This is a genomic window from Kribbella sp. NPDC031520, from assembly GCF_055580825.1.
On the sequence record NZ_JBVIKS010000005.1, the window covers coordinates 648,095 to 664,692 of the forward strand.

Consider the following 16,598-nt stretch of genomic DNA (forward strand, 5'->3'; position numbering starts at 1 on the left):
TGTGCCGGAGGCCTATGACCCGTTGACCGATCCTGCACCGGCGCACGACGTGCGGGCGGTGTTGCGGATCCGGGCGTTCCGGCGGTTGTGGATCGCGTTCGGGCTGTCGAGTCTGGGCGACTGGATCGGGCTGCTGGCGCTGACCGCGATGGCGAAGTCGTTCGCCGGCGACAACTACCAGCTGGCGAACTTCGCGATCGGCGGCGTGCTGTTCCTGCGGGTGCTGCCGGCGCTGGTGATGGGGCCGGTGGCGGGCTGGATCGCGGACCGGCTGGACCGGCGCTGGACGATGATCCTCGGCGACCTGGTCCGGGCCGCGTTCTTCGTCACGATCCCGATCGTCAACACGCTGACCTGGCTGCTGGTCGCGACCGTGCTGATAGAGATCGTCAGCCTGATCTGGGGCCCGGCCAAGGACGCCAGCGTGCCGAACCTGGTGCCCCGGCACCGGCTCGAGGCGGCGAACCAGCTCAGCCTGATCACGACGTACGGCTCGGCCCTCCCGGCCGCGGCGCTGTTCACCGCGATCACGCTGGTGACCCGCTGGGCCGGCGACTTCTCCATCCAGCTGGCCGTGTACGTGAACGCCGCGACGTTCGCGATCTCCGCGTTCGCGATCGTGTCGGTCGCCGAGATCGGCCGCGCGGTGCACGACCACGAGGATCACCCGACGCTGTGGCGGACGATGGTCGAGGGCTGGTCGTACGTGACCGGTACGCCGGTGGTCCGCGGCCTGGTGGTCGGGATCTCCGGGGCGTTCGCGGCGGGCGCGGTCGTGGTCGGCCTCGGCCGGACGTACGTCGAGGACCTCGGCGCCGGCGACCCCGGGTACGGCCTGCTCTTCGGCGCGGTGTTCGGCGGTCTCGCGCTCGGTATGGGGTTCGGGCCGCGGATCTTCTCCGGGCTGTCCCGGCGCCGGCTGTTCGCGGCCGGGCTGGTCGGTTCCGGGATCTGCCTGGCCGGGCTGGCGCTGATCCAGCAGATCGAGATCGCCACGATGATCGCGATCCTGCTCGGGTTCTGCGCGGGCGGCTCGTGGGTGTCGGGGTACACGCTGCTCGGGCTCGAGGTACCGGACGCGGTCCGCGGGCGGACGTTCGCGTTCGTGCAGTCCGCGGTGCGTACCGTGCTCGCGATCACGCTGGCGATCGCGCCGTTCGCCGCCGGTGCGATCGGCCGGCACACCTGGACGATCGCCGGCCACTCGGCGACGTACAACGGCGCCTCGATGACGATGGTGATCGCCGCGGTGGTGGCGGGCGTGATCGGCCTGCTCGCCTGGCGGCAGATGGACGACCGCCCGGGCGTGCCGTTCTGGCGGGACGTCCGGCGCAGCTTTGGCAAGACCCGCGGTGACTATCCGGTCACCGGCCTGTTCATCGCGCTCGAGGGCGGCGAGGGCGCCGGCAAGTCGACGCAGTCCGCGCTGCTGGTGAAGTGGCTGGAGGAGCAGGGCCAGCAGGTGCTGCTGACCCGCGAGCCCGGCGCTACCGAGCTCGGCAAGACGCTGCGCCAGATCGTCCTCGACCCGGCGACCGGCGACATCTCGCACCGCGCCGAGGCCCTGCTGTACGCCGCGGACAAGGCCGAGCACGTCGACTCGGTGATCAAGCCGGCGCTGAAGGCGGGCGCGGTGGTGATCACCGACCGGTACGTCGACTCCGCGCTGGCCTACCAGGGATCCGGCCGCGACCTCGACGTGTCCGATGTCGAGCGGGTGAACCGTTGGGCCACCAACGATCTGCGGCCGAACCTGACGATCCTGCTCGACCTGCCGCCGAAGAGCGGGCTCGGCCGGTTCACCGAACGGGACCGGATCGAGGCCCAGGGCGACGCGTTCCACGAGCGGGTCCGGCACGCGTTCCTCGAACTGGCCGCCGCCGAACCACAGCACTACCTGGTCGTGGACGCGTCCCAGGACCGCGAGGACATCGCCCGCCAGATCCGCGCGCGGCTGCAACCAATGCTCCCGAAGGTGGACCTATGAGTGTCTGGGACGACCTGGTCGGGCAGGAGCCCGCTGTTGCCGTACTGCGGAAGGCGGTCGGCGGAGCGTCTGCCGTACTGCGTGGTGAACGCGGCGCGGCCGTCGCCGGGATGACGCACGCGTGGCTGATCACCGGGCCGCCGGGATCCGGCCGGTCGAACGCGGGGCGTGCGTTCGCGGCGGCGTTGCAGTGCGCGGACGACGGCTGCGGCGAGTGCAACCAGTGCCGTACAACGATGACCGGCGCCCATCCGGACGTGTCGCTGATCCGGACCGAGCTGCTGTCGATCCGGGTCAGCGAGGTCCGCGAGCTGGTCCGGCGGGCCGCGATGAGCCCGACGCAGGGCCGCTGGCAGGTGATGGTGATCGAGGACGCGGACCGGCTGACCGAGCAGGCCGCGGACGCGTTGCTGAAGAGCATCGAGGAGCCTTCGCCGCGGACCGTCTGGGTGCTGTGCGCACCGACCGTCGAGGACGTCGTACCGACGATTCGTTCACGTTGCCGCCTGCTGGTGCTGCGGACGCCGCCGGTGGCGTCGGTCGCGGAGATGCTGAGCGCCAAGCTGGGTGTGGACGCGGACCTGGCGTGGTTCGCGGCGCGGGCGGCGCAGGGGCACATCGGCCGGGCGCGGGCGCTGGCCCGGGACCCCGAAGTACGCGACCGGCGGAACCGGGTGCTGGAGGTGCCGTTCGCGCTGCGTGACCTCGGCGCCTGCCTGAAGGCGGCGCAGCAGCTGGTCGACGCCGCCAAGGAGGAGGCGAAGGCCAGCGCGGAGAAGGTCGACGAGAAGGAACGCGCCGCGCTCGAACAGGCGCTCGGCGTGGGGACGAAGGGCGCCAAGCCGCGCGAGGCGAACGCGGCGCTGAAGGAGCTCGAGGACCAGCAGAAGGCCCGCGCGAAACGCTGGGAGCGCGACGTCCTGGACCGTTCGCTGGTCGACCTGATGGCGCTGTACCGCGACGTGCTCGTGGTGCAGACCCGGTCCGGCACCGACCTGATCAACGCGGAGCTGCAGCGCAACATCGAGCAGCTGGGCGCGCGGACGACGCCTGAGCAGACGGTACGGCGGATCGACGCGATCGCGATGTGCCGCGAGGCGATCGAGGCGAACGTGGCGCCGTTGGTCGCGCTCGAGGCGATGACGGTGTCGCTGTTCGAGGGGCGTGGTGACGGATTCAACATTCCGCGCCGGGTGCTGCGCTGAGGCGTGATTCACGTCCGATAACTGGGCGGTCGGTGTAACACCGAGACCAGCGGGTCCGATGACTGGGTGGACCGGGCGATGTGCCCGGCGCTTCCCGAACGGACCCAGATGAACCAGCCGCCCTCCCCGATCCAGCCTGCGCGGCAGTCGTTGCCGCCGGCTGAGTCCTGGCTGGAGGGCGTCCCGGACCCGCTGCGGCAACGGCAGGACGGGTACGCGATCGCGGCGTTCGCGGTCAGCCTGCCCGGGCTGGTGCCGTTCGCGGTCCTGCTGGCGGGGATCGCGCTGCGCCGGATCAAGCGCCTCGGCGGGCACGGGAAGCGGCTCGCGCACGCCGCGTTGCTGGTGTCGCTGTGCTGGGTGCTGGCGATCGGTACCGCGGTCACACTCAACCTGATCGCCGAACACCGTCGCGGGATCGGCCGCACCGTGTCGATCTCCCGGGTCGAGGTCGGCCGGTGTTTCGACGCGGACCTGGAGTCGGACGCGTTGCGCGTCGTACGGATCGCGGACTGCGCGCAGCCGCACACCGGTGAGGCGTACGCGAAGGTCCAGGCGGCGCTGGTCGGGCTGACCGCGGCGCAGACCGGCGCGGCGGCGACCGACCAGTGCGCGGGCGCGTTCGTCGACTTCGTGGGGAAGCCCTACGAGCACTCCGAGCTCGACATGTACTACGTGGTGCTGGAGAACCGCGAGGTTGCTAACGGCAACGTCCTGTGCCTGTTGGGGATGCCGGGAACCCACTTGACCGGTACGATGCGCGGAGCGCAACGTTAGGTCCTGTCTGATGTTCCAGCGCCTACTGCGGGGCACTCGGCACGGCACCTCGCCGCACGGGTGCAAAGGCCACGATGCTCCGCATCGAGTCCTTCGCCCCCGCACGCCGATGCACCGCACCGAGCACCTCCTCGCTACGGCGCTGGAACATCAGACAGGACCTGGCGCTCTCTGGGGATTGTGGGGGAAATCGTGACTCAGCCGCCTTTTGAACCACCGCCGCCGGACCCATCGCGGGACGCGGACCGGCCGCAGGACACCTCGCACGATGCGACTCGCCCGTTTCCGACGTACGGGCGGTCCGGGGAGCCTGGGTCGGCTGGGCAGGAGTCCGGTACGTCCTGGGCGGCGCCGGGGCAGTCGACGTACGGCCAGACCTCGTACGGGCAGGCGACGGCCGGGCAGCCGCAGTACGGCCCGCACGGGCCGGGGGCTGACGGACCGCCGCCGCCCTACGGGCAGACGCCGTACGGGCAGACGCCGTACGGGAACGGGTACGGGCCGGGGCAGTATCCGCCGGCCTACGGGCAACCGCCGGCAGCGTACGGGTACGGGTACTCGGGTGGTTCCGGTGATCAGAACGTGCTGGCGGTCGCGGCTCTCGTGTGTGCTCTCGGCGGGATCTTCATCGGCGTGTCCGCGCCGGTTGCCGTCGTACTGGGCATCGTGGCGTTGGTCCAGCTCAGCCGCCGCCCGCAGTCCGGCAAGGGTATGGCGATCGCAGGTGTGGTGATCGGCTCGCTGGTGACGATCGGGTACGTCGTGGTGATCGGGCTGGTGATCGCCTTCGGGTCGTCCAGCACCGACGACTCCGGCGCACCGGACCCCGGGACGGACAGCGCCTACATCGACGAGCTGGTGGTCGGCGAGTGCTTCGACGACATCGGCAGCAGCGAGGACGACGAGGTGCAGCGTCAGCCCTGCCCGCAGGCGCACGACGCCGAACTGGTCGCGATCGTCGCCCTGCCCGCCGGCACCTACCCGGGCGACAAGGCCATCGACAAGGTCGCCGACCAGGCCTGTACGCCGCCGTTCGGTACGTACGTCGGCAAGTCCCGGGACGAATCCGAGCTCTACCTGACCTGGCTGACGCCGGACAAGTACACCTGGAACTCCGGCGACCGGCGCGTCTTCTGCGTCGCGTACGGGCCCGGCGACGAGAAACTCACCGGCACCGTCAAGAACAGCCACCGCTGACGCACTTGCCGAGGGCAACCCTCTCGAACCGGTACGATGCGCGAAACACAGCACATGGGAGCAGCGTGACTCAGCCACCGCACGGCGCGGACCCGAACCGACCCCAGGACAACCTCCCAGTCCAGCCCCAGCAACCGTGGACCGCCCCGAGCCAGGAGCAGCCAACCTACGGACAGGGCACCTACGCCCAGCCGCAGTACGGCCAAACGCAGCCGCAGTACGGCCAGCAGCCTGGCTACGGCCAGCCGGCCCAGCCGCAGTACGGCCAGCAGCCCGGCTACGGACAACAGCAATACGGCCAAGCCCCCTACACGCCGAGCGTGTACGGCGGCTACGGCTACAGCGGCTCGCCCGGTACGAACGGCCTGGCCACCGCCTCCCTGGTCTGTTCCCTCGGCGGCCTCCTGATCGGCCTCTCCGCCCCGGTCGGCATCGTCCTGGGCCTCATCGCCCTCTCCCAGATCAAGAAGACCAACCAGGACGGCAAGGGCATGGCGCTGGCCGGCGTCATCGTCGGCTCCGTCCTGACGCTCGGCACCATCCTCGTCTTCGTCTTCCTGATCGTCCTGGGCTTCGCCAGCAGCAGCTGACCGCAACCCAACCACGGCAGGTGCAAGTAGGCTGGCGGGGTGGGCATGGTGATGGCGGTGTCGTTCGAGCGGTACGGGCGGCTTTACTACCTTGATCCGGGGGAGTTCCGGCCTCGGGTGGGGGACAAGGTGCTGGTGCCTACCGACGACGGGCCTGAGGTTGCGGAGTGTGTTTGGGCGCCGCAGTACGTGACCGAGGAGGTCGGCGGACTGCCCTTGTGTGCCGGGATCGCGAGCAGCAGCGACCTTGAGCGGGACGAGCAGAATCGGCAGCGGCGGGCGGACGCCCGGGTGATCGCGAAGCGGACGATCCGGCAGCACGGGTTGCCGATGAAGGTGGTCGGGATCGATTTCGTCGATCGGCGGGCGGATATCGACCAGCTGGTGATCGTGTACTTCTCGGCGCCGCACCGGGTGGATTTCCGCGAGCTGGTGCGGGATCTGGCGCGGGCGCTGCGGGCGCGGATCGAGTTGCGGCAGGTGGGGGCGCGGGACGAGGCGCGGTTGCAGGGCGGGATCGGGCCGTGCGGGCGGGACCTGTGCTGTGCGACGTTCCTGAAGGACTTCGAGCCGGTCAGCGTGCGGATGGCGAAGGACCAGGACCTGCCGCTGAACCCGTTGAAGATCTCCGGCGCCTGCGGGCGGCTGATGTGCTGCCTGAAGTACGAGCACCCGCTGTACCAGGAGTTCAACGCGAAGGCCCCGGCGGTCGGAAGCGCGGTGGAGACCCCCGCGGGTGATGGAGTGGTGGTCGGGCACAACGTCCCGAGCGACACGGTCGTCGTACGGCTGGCGGCCTCGGGCCGGCGTTGTGCGTGCAGCCGGGCGGACGTGTGTTCGCCGCGGCAGCAGTACGAGGCCTCGAGTACGACGACCCCGGACGCACCGCCCGTAGTCCCCGAAGAAGAACCGCCAGTACCCGAAGAAGCACCGCCGGCCCAGGAAGAGCGCCGGACGAGGAAGCCGCGCCGGCGTCGCCGGTTGCACCATGACGACGAGGGAGAAGCCCCGCAGTGAGATTCCGCAGGTCGACCGTACTGGTGGCAGCTCTTGCGGTCCTGGCGAGCGGATGTGGGGTGGCGAGTCGCGCGCAGGGCTCCGGTGACGGGACGGGTCCGACGGTCGGAAGCAACCCGCCGAGCGGGCCGGTGGGGCCGATCCCGGCGGGGCTGGAGAAGTTCTACCAGCAGAAGCCGGACTGGGAACGCTGCGGTTCGAACCAGCAGTGCGCGACGATCCTCGTACCGCTGGACTACACGAAGCCCGCCGGCCAGACGATCGAGCTGCGGGCGCGCAAGGTGCTCGCGAAGGACCGTGGCGGCCGGATCGGCACCCTGTTCATCAACCCGGGCGGGCCGGGCGCCTCCGGGCAGGACTTCGCGGCGCAGACGCCGATGTTGTTCGGGGCGTCGCTGCTGCGGAAGTTCGACATCATCGGCTGGGATCCGCGCGGTGTGGGCGAGTCGACGCCGGTGAAGTGCCTGGACACGGCGCAGCTGGACGCGATGATCGCCGCGGACGGCAGCCCGGACACCCCGGCCGAGGTCGCGGATCTGGACCAGCAAGCGAAGACGTTCGCGGCCGGCTGCGAGAAGCGGTCCGGCGCGCTGCTGCCGCACGTGAACACGAAGGACGCGGCCCGCGACATCGACGTACTGCGCGGGATCGTCGGCGACCCGCAGCTGTACTACCTCGGCATGTCGTACGGCACGTACCTCGGCGCGACGTACGCCGAGGAGTTCCCGAAGAACGTCGGCCGGATGGTGCTGGACGGCGCCGTCGACCCGGCGATCACGTCGGCGCAGATGGGGCTCGCGCAGGCGAAGGGTTTCGACAAGGCGCTGGACGCGTTCGCGGAGGACTGCGCGCAGCGGTCCTGCAAGCTCGGCAGCAGCAAGAACGAGGTACTGGCGAAGATCGACCAGCTGATCAAGGACAGCGACGCGAACCCGCTGCCCGGTGACGGGAAGCGTGAGGTCACGCAGGCGCTGGTCGTCCTCGGCATCGTCTACCCGCTGTACCTGAAGGAATTCTGGCCGCGTCTCGAGGACGCGGTCGCCGACGGCCTCACCGGGAACGGCGCGCGCCTGCTCGCGCTCGCCGACGAGTACACCGACCGCAAGCCGGACGGATACGCCGACAACTCGAACGAGGTGCAGATCGCGGTCAACTGCAGCGACCGCCCGGACGCCACGTCGATCGCGCAGATTCAGGCGGGCCTGCCGGCGTTCAAGGCGGCGTCCCCGCGGTTCGGCGAGTTCATGGCCTGGTCGTCGACCGCGTGCCTGAACTGGCCGGTGAAGCCGACGGACAAGCCGCACCCGATCAAGGCGGCCGGTTCGAAGCCGATCATGGTGCTCGGTACGACGCGCGACCCGGCGACGCCGTACGAGTGGGCCGTCGGTCTGGCGCACGAGCTGGAGAACGGCATCCTGGTCACCCGCGACGGCGACGGTCACACCGCGTACCTGTCCGGCAACGCCTGTGTGAAGAACGTCGTCGAGAGCTACCTGGTGCAGGGCAACACGCCCGCTGCCGACATCAAGTGCTAGTTGGGGCGGTTGTCCCCGGGGTTGACCGGCACCTTGAGCGTGTCGATCGCGTGCTGGAGGACGGCGCGCAGGCCGGCCTCGTCCTGGGGGCGGCCGCCGACGGTGATCTCGACGGCTGAGGTCTTGCCGTCGTCGAGCGAGATCCAGCGCGACAGGCCCATCCGCGGCCCGCGGGTCTTGTCGACGTACGTGTAGACGAGCAGGCCGTTGTCGCGGCTGATCACCTGCAGGTTCTTCTCGTCGATGCTGCGCTCGCGGTCCTTCACCAGCTGGTCCGGCGTCTGCTTGCTGCCGCGGGTGTCGAACCGGAGCTGCCAGACACCGGTCGGGTCGAGGAACTTCGGCCGGGTGCCGCTTTGCGCGCTCTTCCAGCCGGCCGGGACCTCGGCGGAGACCGGGTCGTTGTCGGTGCCGAAGTTCTGTACGACGTACTGCAGGCTGTCGGCCTGGAGCCCGTCACCGTGGCTCGGCGTGCTGGACGGGGTCGGGCTGACGATGCTCACCGGCGTGTCGTGCGCTGTGAACGGGTTGCCGCCGTTGACGGCGACGACCGTGCCGAAGGCCACTACCCCGACGGTCATTCCCGCCAGCGTCATCAGCAGCGCCTGGTGCCTGGGCGTGAGCATCCCGACCTCGCTTCCTCTCTCCCGGGCGATTATCCCCGACGAGAGGGGCGTCACCGCAAACCGCCGCGTACGCTGGCTGGTCGTGGAGATGTCCGACACCGCTTTCCGGCAGGCCCTGCAGCGTTACGACGACGGTACGGCGGAACGCGCCGACCTGAAGCTGCTCACCAAGGAACTGCTGAACCGCCTGGTCGCGAAGGCGCCAGGTCACGCGGTGGAGGTGCGGATCCCGCCGTACGGCGCGGTGCAGTGCATCGAAGGCCCGCGGCACACCCGCGGTACGCCTGGCGCCGTGATCGAGATGCCGCCGGAACTGTGGATCGACGTCGCGCGCGGCCGCTTGACCTGGGCGGACGCCCGGATGACCGGCAAACTCCGGGCCAGCGGCGAACGCACCGACCTGACCGCGCTCCTGCCCCTGGCATGACTGAGCCGCGGCACTCCCCTGCAGTGCCGCGGCCCGAGTCCGATCAGTGTGCGGAAGTCGACCAGATCGCGGTCCGGCCGTACACGATGACCAGACGCCCGTCGTTCCGCATCTGCAGCACTGCGCCGTGGCGGACGGTCCTGCTGGACCACAGCGGCCGCTTGGCCGCGCTGTAGACGACCAGGTTGCCGTCGGTCTGCATGACGACGTACGCGCCCTTGCTGATCGTCTTGGTCGACCAGACCGGGGTCTTGCCGTACTTCACCATGACGAAGTTGCCGTCGGTCTGCATCTGCATCCGGTAGACCCGGCTCGGCGAGACCAGCAGGTCGTAGGCCTTCATGACCCGGCCGGAGCCGAGCGTGCCGATGATCATGTGCCGGTACCAGACCGGCTTGTTGCGGATGTTGTAGATCACCAGGTTGGAGTCGTTCTGCACGGCCAGGAACGCGCCGGTGTTACCCGCGGTGTTGCTGGCCCAGACGACGGTCCGTCCGGAGACGACGACCAGGTTGCCGTCGCGCTGCATGATCAGGCTCGAGGCCTTGCGGTTCGTCACCGAGGCCCACAGCGGGGTGCGGCCCTTGTACAGGACCGCGTTGCCGTCGGTCTGCATGATGAGCGTGTAGAGACCGTTCGCCGAGCGCCGGTACTGGCCCGGCTTCAGGTACTGGCCGGACTTGAGCACGTCCGAAACCGCGGTCGTGGCGGTGTTCGCCGTACCCGCGGCGTGGGCCGTGGACGGAACAAGCAGGGTGGCACCGGCGGCCGCGCCCACGGCGAGCGTGGCGAGCAGCCGGGTGCCGGCCGACTTGATCGAGATCATGCGGTTGTTCTCCGATTCCCGAGATTCGGCCGGGGGGTCCGGCCTCCGAGATTGACGCCAAGGGCAACCAATCGGTGGTCACGTTAGGACGGTCCCGGGTCGCTGCCGGATCCTTTCGATCCTGGTGGAAAGGCCGGCCGGTAAACAGGTTCGTCCCGAGCAGTCGGACCTGTCACCATGTTGCGGTGGCAGCAAGTCTTCGTACGCGGCTGGCCCGGTTGCGTGTCGATCTGACCCCGTGGCGTGGTTCCCGCGACTTCCGCATCCTGCTGGTCGCCGGCTCGGTGTTCTTCCTCGGCGGCATGGTCGGGTACGTCGCCCTGCCGTACCAGCTGTACCAACTCACCGGCTCGAACTTCGCGGTCGGCGCGATGGGCCTGGTGACGATCGTCCCGCTGATCGTGTTCGGCCTGTACGGCGGTGCGCTCGCGGACCACGTGGAACGCCGGAAACTGCTGGTCGGGACCGGGATCGCCCAGGTGCTGATCTCCGCGCTGATGGTCGCGAACACGCTGCTCGCGCACCCACAGGTCTGGCTGATCTACGTCTGCGGCGCGCTGAACGCGGTCGCGTCCTCGCTGCAGCGGCCGTCGCGGGAAGCGCTTCTCCCGCGGGTCGTGAAGCACGAGGAGATCCCGGCCGCGGTCGCGCTGAGCTCGCTGACCTCCCAGGTCGGGCAGCTCGCCGGCCCCGCGCTGGGCGGCGTACTCGTCGGCTCGGTGGGCGTGACCTGGGCATTCTCGGTCGAGCTGGCCGGGATCGTGTTCGCCACGCTGCTGTATGCCCGGCTCGGGTCGTACCGGTCCCGCGAGCACACCACGGCGCCCAGCCTGCGCGCGATCGGCGGCGGGGTCGTGTACGCGTTCCGCCGCAAGGACCTGCTGGCGACGTACCTGGTCGACATCGTCGGGATGTTCCTGGCGATGCCGATCGTGCTGTTCCCGGCGTTCGCGACCGACATCCTGAAGGAGCCCAAGCTGCTCGGGCTGCTGTACAGCGCCGAGGCGATCGGGGCGATGTTCGCCTCGCTGACGAGCGGCTGGGCCAAACACGTGCACCACCAGGGCCGGGCCGTCGTACTGGCAACGATCGGCTGGGGTGCCGCGGTCGGGATCGCTGGGCTGGCGCCGAACATCTGGTTCGCGATCGGGTTCTTCGCCCTCGCCGGTGCCTGCGACATGGTCTCGGTGCTGTTCCGCTCGGTGATCTGGAACCAGACCATCCCGGACGAGATGCGCGGCCGGCTGGCCGGGATCGAGATGCTCGGGTACTCGCTCGGCCCGCTCGGTGGCCAGGCCCGTTCCGGCCTGGTCGCCGACCTGACGACGGTCCGGACCGCGATCGTCAGCGGCGGGATCCTGTGCGTCGCCGGCGTGGTCGCGACGTCGGTCTGGCTGCGCGAGTTCTGGCGGTACGACGCCCGCACCGACGAACACGCCGTACGGGAAAGGGAGCTCCGCGCCGCCGGTTAGGCTGCCTGATCATGCGTACCCTGATCGCCGCCGGGCTGGCCGTCGTACTGCTTGCGGGCTGTGGTGGTCACGGGCAGGAGACCGCGCCGAACGTGCCGCCGCTGGTGTCGGTGAGCTCGCTGGACACCCCGTCGGCGACGCCCTCCGATACGCCGACGCCGACCGCGTCGGCGACGCCCGCGGCGACGGTGTGCCAGAAGCTGGACCAGGAACTGGTCCGGACCACGCTCGGCGTACCCGCGGTGGACATCCAGACGAAGGCGACGCCCACCGATTTCGGGATCCCGACGTACGACGTGTGCCAGTTGACGCTCAGCAACTTCCCGAACGGTCCGGTGCTGAACGTCGAGACCTCGGTGCTCCCGGCAACAGCGGCGACGCTGGCCGCGACGCAGAAGGCGTACAAGGGCGAGCCGGTGAAGCCGGCGGCAGTCGGTGAAGGCGGCTACGGGGCGAGCACGTTCGTGGTGTTCCGGCAGGGCGGTCGGCTGTACAAGGTCGCCGGGCCGAAGGCGACGCTCGCGAAGTACGTCGTCCTCGCGCAGGAGGTCGCGCGGCAGGCGGAAACCGTGCCGACGGCGGACCCGCTGGTCACACTTCCGGAGTGCGACCGCGGGTCGTCCGCGGCCGAGAAGGTGCTGGGCGACCAGCCGACGGCCCGCCGCGACAGCACGTCGGCGTCCGGCGACCCGAGCTGCGGCTGGCTGACCGCGACCAGCGTGCTGACCACCTCGGTACGGCACACCCCGCAGGCGAAGGCGTTGATCGCCCCGCTCCGCAAGGCTTCGACCTCGCAGTCGATCCCGTTCGGCGACGAGGGGTACGTCGACACCGCGACCGGTCGCACCACGATCCGGGTCGGTGACGACAAGCTGGTCGACTTCGTCCCGCTCCCGGCCCGCGCGATCAACCCGGACGTGATGACCCAGTTCGCACTCGCTATGGCCTCGACCTACACGCACTGAGCGTCGCGATCGCTTCGGTGATCTCGGACGGGGTACGGGCCGCGTACCCGAGGACCAGACCGGGTGCGTGCGGGAGCTGGCAGTGCCAGGAGAGCGGGTGGCACTTCACACCGGCCTCCAGTGCGGCGGCAGCCAAGGTGGTGTCGTCGCCGTCGTCGAACGTGATGGTCAGGTGCAGACCGGCTGCGGCGCCGTGGATGGTTGCGTCCGGCAAGTGGTTGCGGATCGCGGTCACCATCGCGTCCCGGCGAGTACGGTGCCGGCGGCGGAGGAAACGTAGTTGGCGTTCGAGTTCGCCGGATTCCATCAGGTGCGCGAGGGTGAGCTGCGGGAGTGCGGCGTTGCCGAGATCCGCCAGGCGTTTGCGGCCGATCAGCTCGTCCTTGTACCGCGGCGGCGCCAGCATCCAGCCGATCCGGAGCGCGGGCGCGAGCAGCTTGGAGACGCTGCCGACGTAGATCACCTGGTCCGGGAGCAGCGCGCGGAGGGCGGGGACCGGCGGGCGGTCGTAGCGGTGCTCGGCGTCGTAGTCGTCCTCGATCACCAGTCCGCCGTCGGTGGCCCACTGGACGAGTTCGCGGCGGCGTTCGCCGTCGAGGACCGCGCCGGTGGGAAAGTGGTGTGCCGGGGTCGCCATCACCACGGCCGCGGAGGACTTCCGCAGTACGTCCACCTGCAGGCCGCGGTCGTCGACCGGGACCGGCGGCGTCCGCATGCCCCAGCCCTGCAGGTGCTGGCGGGATCCGAGCGATCCGGGATCCTCGACGGCGATCTCGTGGATGCCGCGCCGGTCGAGCAGCTGCGCGACCATCGCGATCGCCTGGGCGACCCCGGCGACGATGATCAGGTCGTCCGGGTCGGCCGCGATCCCGCGGTACCGCGCCAGCCAGCCGGCCACCGCCCGCCGCAGCGCCGGGGTGCCGGCGGGATCGCCGTACCCGAACTCGGCGGCCTCCAGGTTCGTCAGCACCGCCCGCTCGGCGCGCAACCAGGCCGTCCGGGGAAACGCGGCCAGGTCCGGCACGCCCGGTGTCAGGTCGATCCGGGCCGGGGCGGCCCGCAGGCTGTCGAAGATCTCGAGGCCCTCGGCGGGACGACAGGAGGTGTCCGCGATTTCGGCCGGTGCGGCGGCTGCTCCAGGCGGGCGGGGCCGTGTACGTAGACGACTACCTCCTGTCGAGCGGTCGGCGAGCGGGACCGCGACCACGATCGTGCCGCGCCTACCTCGTCCGCTGACCTGGCCGTCCTCGGTGAGGCGTTGGTACGACTCGGTGACGACGCCGCGGGAGATGCCCAGGTCCGCGGCCAGCGTGCGGGTCGACGGCAGCCGGGCGCCGACCGGGAGGTGGCCGTCGGCGATCGCGGTCCGCAGGCGGTCGGTCAGCCAGTCCGCGAGCCCACCGGCCGGCGCGTCGGCCGGGTCGAGCTGCAGGAAGTCCGATCCTTTGGACCGGCTACTTACCCCTGAATTGGACCTGTTCACAGGACCATTGTGGCGCGACCGTTGAGGTATGGGAACCGACTACGTCCACGGCTACACCCCGGCGGAGACCCGCCGCCTGACCGACCAGGCCGGCACGCTCGCCGACCTGCTGCACGGCGGTACCACGTACCCGGCCGGCAGCCGAGTCCTCGAGGCCGGCTGCGGGGTCGGTGCGCAGACCGTTCAGCTCGTCACCCGCAGCCCGGGGATCGAGCTCGTGTCGATCGACATCTCGGAGGAGTCGCTGGCTCAGGCGAAGGCTCGCGTCGCCGAGCATGCGCCGTACGCGAGCGTCGACTGGCGGCACACGGACCTGTACGACCTGCCGGACGAGAGGTTCGACCACGTCTTCGTCTGCTTCGTCCTCGAACACCTCGCCGATCCGGCGGCGGCCCTGGTCCGGCTGCGCGGTCTGCTGAATCCCGGCGGCACGATCACCGTCATCGAGGGCGACCACGGGTCCGCGTTCTTCCATCCGCGCAGTCCGCGGGCGCAGGCCGTCATCGACTGCCTCGTCGACCTGCAGGCCGCCGCGGGCGGTGACTCGCTGATCGGCCGCCGGCTCCAGCCGCTGCTCGAGCAGGCCGGGTACGTCGACGTACAGGCCGGACCGCGGACCGTGTACGCCGACCAGAACCTGCCCGAGCTCGTCGACGGGTTCACCCGGAAGACCTTCATCGCGATGGTCGAGTCGGTCCGCGAACGCGCGCTCGCCGCCGGGCTGGTGACACCCGCCGAATGGGCCGCGGGCATCCGTGACCTGTCCCGATCCGCCGAGCCCGGCGGCACCTTCCACTACACGTTCTTCAAGGGAGTTGGACGGACATGATTGCCTTCCTGATCCTGATCGCCGCGATCTGCGCTGCCCTGAACCGGAACCGGCGCCGCCAGCTCCGGTCCACGATCGGCGCCCCGGCCGACCGCGATCTGCAACGATTGATCGACGATCTCAGGGCGCGTTCATGAACGCCTGGTAAACAAGGAACCATGAGCCCTACCGAGCAGCTCGAGATCGAGACGAAGTACGACGTCGACGACAGCGTGATCCTGCCCGCGCTGCACGAGCTGCCCGGGGTCGCGAGCGTCGCGCAACCGGTCGAGCTCGACCTCGAGGCGGTGTACTACGACACCCCCGACCTCGACCTCGCCGGGCGCAAGGTGACGCTGCGCCGGCGTACCGGTGGCGAGGACGACGGGTGGCACGTGAAGTTGCCGGTGTCGTCGGGCGAGCGGCTCGAGGTCCACCATCCGCTCGGCCGCTCCGCCCGCAGCGTGCCGATCGCGGTCGTCCGTACGGTCCGGGTGCATGTCCGCGACCATCCGCTGCTGCCGGTCGTGACGCTTCGGACCAGGCGGATCGTCCACCGGCTGCTCGACGAGAACGGCGGCGTCCTCGCGGAGGTCGCCGACGACAGCGTGACCGCGACGGTCGAGGGCGGCGAGCCGGAGAGCTGGCGCGAGTGGGAGGTCGAGCTCGCCGGCGGCGACAAGTCGCTGCTCTCCGCCGCGGGTGAGCTGCTGATCGAGGCGGGCGCCCGGCCGGCGAGTGGCCCGAGCAAGCTGGCGCGGGCGCTCGGCGATCGCGTACCGGCGTACGACGACGACTGGACGCTGCCGAAGAAGCCGCGGATGTCGGACGTGTTCCGCGCGTACGCCGGTGCGCAGGTGCAGGCGATCCGGGAGCGGGATCCCGAGGTACGGCGGGACGTGCCGGACTCGATCCACAAGTTCCGGGTCGCGACCAGACGGCTCCGCTCGGCGCTGGCGACGTACCGCCCGGTCGTCGACCGCGCCGCCGGGGACGAGCTCCGCGACGAACTGAAGTGGCTGGCCGGCGAACTCGGCGCCGCCCGGGACGCCGAGGTGCAGCGTGAACACTTCGCCGCCGAGGTCGCGGAACAACCTGCCGAGCTCGTGATGGGCCGGGTCGGCGGCCGCATCGACGACCACCTCCGCGGCGTCTACCGCGAGGGTCGCGCGGGCGCCCTGGCCGCCCTGGAGAGCCCGCGCTACTTCCGCCTCCTCGACGCGCTGGACGAGCTGATCGCCAAACCCCCGCTCACCGGCGACGACCGCAAGGCAGGCAAGCAGATCGGGGAGCTTCTCACCCACGACTACAAGCGGATGCGGAAGGCGGTACGCCGGTCGCAGCAGGCCGAGACCGCCGCGGAACAAGACCACGAACTCCACGAGGTACGAAAGGCCTCTAAGCGGCTGCGCTACGCCGCCGAGTCCGCCGTACCGGTGCTGGGCGACGAAGCCGCCAAGCTCGCCGCACAGGCCGAGGAAGTCCAGGAGATCCTCGGCGAACACCAGGACTCGGTCGTCTCCCGTGAACTCCTCCACCGCCTGGCCCTGGAGGTCTTCGCCGAAGGCGGCAACCCCTTCACCTACGGCCGCCTGCACGCCGCCGAGGAGACCCGCGGCAACACCTCCCGCGAAGCCTTCTACGAACTCTGGCCCACGCTCAAATTCCAGCTCTGACAAACGA

At 70.3% G+C, this 16,598-nt stretch carries 16 protein-coding genes; 13 read left to right on the forward strand and 3 right to left on the reverse strand.

All coding sequences use genetic code 11. The annotated features are described in order from the left end of the window. Position 1 precedes the first annotated feature (1 nt). The 7 genes from tmk to ACZ5BU_RS28400 all read left to right on the forward strand — a co-directional run bounded on the left by tmk (position 2) and on the right by ACZ5BU_RS28400 (position 8,308). A complete protein-coding gene (tmk, locus tag ACZ5BU_RS28370) occupies positions 2–1,987 on the forward strand; it encodes a dTMP kinase (RefSeq protein WP_465703476.1) in 1,986 nt (661 codons plus the stop codon). Beyond that, on the forward strand, positions 1,984–3,192 hold the full coding sequence (locus ACZ5BU_RS28375; protein ID WP_465703477.1) for a DNA polymerase III subunit delta': 1,209 nt from the start codon (positions 1,984–1,986) through the stop codon (positions 3,190–3,192). The genes tmk and ACZ5BU_RS28375 overlap by 4 nt, the downstream gene beginning before the upstream one ends. A gap of 108 nt (positions 3,193–3,300) precedes the next feature. Then, a complete protein-coding gene (locus ACZ5BU_RS28380; RefSeq protein WP_465703478.1) occupies positions 3,301–3,969 on the forward strand; it encodes a DUF4190 domain-containing protein in 669 nt (222 codons plus the stop codon). Positions 3,970–4,161: 192 nt separating this feature from the next. Further along, positions 4,162–5,166 carry a DUF4190 domain-containing protein gene (locus tag ACZ5BU_RS28385; protein WP_465703479.1) on the forward strand — a complete coding sequence of 335 codons (1,005 nt, stop codon included), beginning with the start codon at positions 4,162–4,164 and terminating at the stop codon, positions 5,164–5,166. A 65-nt stretch (positions 5,167–5,231) separates the two neighbouring features. Then, the gene (locus ACZ5BU_RS28390; RefSeq protein ID WP_465703480.1) at positions 5,232–5,756 is read left to right on the forward strand and encodes a DUF4190 domain-containing protein; all 525 of its coding nucleotides are present in this window, start codon (positions 5,232–5,234) and stop codon (positions 5,754–5,756) included. 45 nt (positions 5,757–5,801) lie between these two features. Next, positions 5,802–6,773, forward strand: coding sequence for a PSP1 domain-containing protein (locus ACZ5BU_RS28395; protein ID WP_465703574.1), 972 nt, complete (start codon positions 5,802–5,804; stop codon positions 6,771–6,773). After that, positions 6,770–8,308 (forward strand): alpha/beta hydrolase, encoded by a 1,539-nt coding sequence (locus ACZ5BU_RS28400; RefSeq protein ID WP_465703481.1) that lies wholly within the window; start codon positions 6,770–6,772, stop codon positions 8,306–8,308. Before ACZ5BU_RS28395 ends, ACZ5BU_RS28400 begins: the two co-directional genes overlap by 4 nt. On the opposite strand, the gene ACZ5BU_RS28405 is transcribed toward ACZ5BU_RS28400, so the two are convergent. Next, complete coding sequence (locus tag ACZ5BU_RS28405; RefSeq protein WP_465703482.1) at positions 8,305–8,934, reverse strand: hypothetical protein; 630 nt, start codon at positions 8,932–8,934, stop codon at positions 8,305–8,307. The two genes, ACZ5BU_RS28400 and ACZ5BU_RS28405, sit on opposite strands and share 4 nt — an antisense overlap. An 88-nt stretch (positions 8,935–9,022) precedes the next feature. Between ACZ5BU_RS28405 and ACZ5BU_RS28410 the strand changes: the two genes are divergently transcribed. Beyond that, complete coding sequence (locus tag ACZ5BU_RS28410; RefSeq protein WP_465703483.1) at positions 9,023–9,361, forward strand: sterol carrier family protein; 339 nt, start codon at positions 9,023–9,025, stop codon at positions 9,359–9,361. A gap of 43 nt (positions 9,362–9,404) precedes the next feature. On the opposite strand, the gene ACZ5BU_RS28415 is transcribed toward ACZ5BU_RS28410, so the two are convergent. After that, on the reverse strand, positions 9,405–10,187 hold the full coding sequence (locus ACZ5BU_RS28415; RefSeq protein WP_465703484.1) for a hypothetical protein: 783 nt from the start codon (positions 10,185–10,187) through the stop codon (positions 9,405–9,407). A 185-nt stretch (positions 10,188–10,372) separates the two neighbouring features. On the opposite strand from ACZ5BU_RS28415, the gene ACZ5BU_RS28420 reads away from it, so the two are divergent. Then, positions 10,373–11,659, forward strand: coding sequence for an MFS transporter (locus tag ACZ5BU_RS28420; protein ID WP_465703485.1), 1,287 nt, complete (start codon positions 10,373–10,375; stop codon positions 11,657–11,659). An 11-nt stretch (positions 11,660–11,670) separates the two neighbouring features. Beyond that, positions 11,671–12,624 carry a hypothetical protein gene (locus tag ACZ5BU_RS28425; protein WP_465703486.1) on the forward strand — a complete coding sequence of 318 codons (954 nt, stop codon included), beginning with the start codon at positions 11,671–11,673 and terminating at the stop codon, positions 12,622–12,624. Here the strand turns inward: ACZ5BU_RS28425 and pdxR are convergent. Then, on the reverse strand, positions 12,599–14,107 hold the full coding sequence (gene pdxR, locus ACZ5BU_RS28430) for a MocR-like pyridoxine biosynthesis transcription factor PdxR (protein WP_465703487.1): 1,509 nt from the start codon (positions 14,105–14,107) through the stop codon (positions 12,599–12,601). The two genes, ACZ5BU_RS28425 and pdxR, sit on opposite strands and share 26 nt — an antisense overlap. A gap of 28 nt (positions 14,108–14,135) precedes the next feature. Between pdxR and ACZ5BU_RS28435 the strand changes: the two genes are divergently transcribed. The 3 genes from ACZ5BU_RS28435 to ACZ5BU_RS28445 are packed head-to-tail and all read left to right on the forward strand — an operon-like array spanning position 14,136 to position 16,591. Then, positions 14,136–14,936 (forward strand): methyltransferase, encoded by an 801-nt coding sequence (locus ACZ5BU_RS28435; protein WP_465703488.1) that lies wholly within the window; start codon positions 14,136–14,138, stop codon positions 14,934–14,936. Next, positions 14,933–15,073: a hypothetical protein gene (locus ACZ5BU_RS28440; protein WP_465703489.1), complete on the forward strand. Its 141-nt coding sequence runs from the start codon at positions 14,933–14,935 to the stop codon at positions 15,071–15,073. Before ACZ5BU_RS28435 ends, ACZ5BU_RS28440 begins: the two co-directional genes overlap by 4 nt. 21 nt (positions 15,074–15,094) lie before the next feature. Continuing rightward, positions 15,095–16,591: a CYTH and CHAD domain-containing protein gene (locus ACZ5BU_RS28445; RefSeq protein WP_465703490.1), complete on the forward strand. Its 1,497-nt coding sequence runs from the start codon at positions 15,095–15,097 to the stop codon at positions 16,589–16,591. Positions 16,592–16,598: the final 7 nt, after the last annotated feature.

Excerpts from the sequence above, each read along its gene's own strand:
- ACZ5BU_RS28375 (WP_465703477.1), top strand. The coding sequence starts at position 1,984 with ATGAGTGTCTGGGACGACCTGGTCGGGCAGGAGCCCGCTGTTGCCGTA.
- ACZ5BU_RS28380 (WP_465703478.1), top strand. The coding sequence starts at position 3,301 with ATGAACCAGCCGCCCTCCCCGATCCAGCCTGCGCGGCAGTCGTTGCCG.
- ACZ5BU_RS28395 (WP_465703574.1), top strand. The coding sequence starts at position 5,802 with ATGGTGATGGCGGTGTCGTTCGAGCGGTACGGGCGGCTTTACTACCTT.
- ACZ5BU_RS28405 (WP_465703482.1), bottom strand. The coding sequence starts at position 8,934 with ATGCTCACGCCCAGGCACCAGGCGCTGCTGATGACGCTGGCGGGAATG.
- ACZ5BU_RS28410 (WP_465703483.1), top strand. The coding sequence starts at position 9,023 with ATGTCCGACACCGCTTTCCGGCAGGCCCTGCAGCGTTACGACGACGGT.
- ACZ5BU_RS28415 (WP_465703484.1), bottom strand. The coding sequence starts at position 10,187 with ATGATCTCGATCAAGTCGGCCGGCACCCGGCTGCTCGCCACGCTCGCC.
- ACZ5BU_RS28425 (WP_465703486.1), top strand. The coding sequence starts at position 11,671 with ATGCGTACCCTGATCGCCGCCGGGCTGGCCGTCGTACTGCTTGCGGGC.
- ACZ5BU_RS28435 (WP_465703488.1), top strand. The coding sequence starts at position 14,136 with ATGGGAACCGACTACGTCCACGGCTACACCCCGGCGGAGACCCGCCGC.
- ACZ5BU_RS28440 (WP_465703489.1), top strand. The coding sequence starts at position 14,933 with ATGATTGCCTTCCTGATCCTGATCGCCGCGATCTGCGCTGCCCTGAAC.
- ACZ5BU_RS28445 (WP_465703490.1), top strand. The coding sequence starts at position 15,095 with ATGAGCCCTACCGAGCAGCTCGAGATCGAGACGAAGTACGACGTCGAC.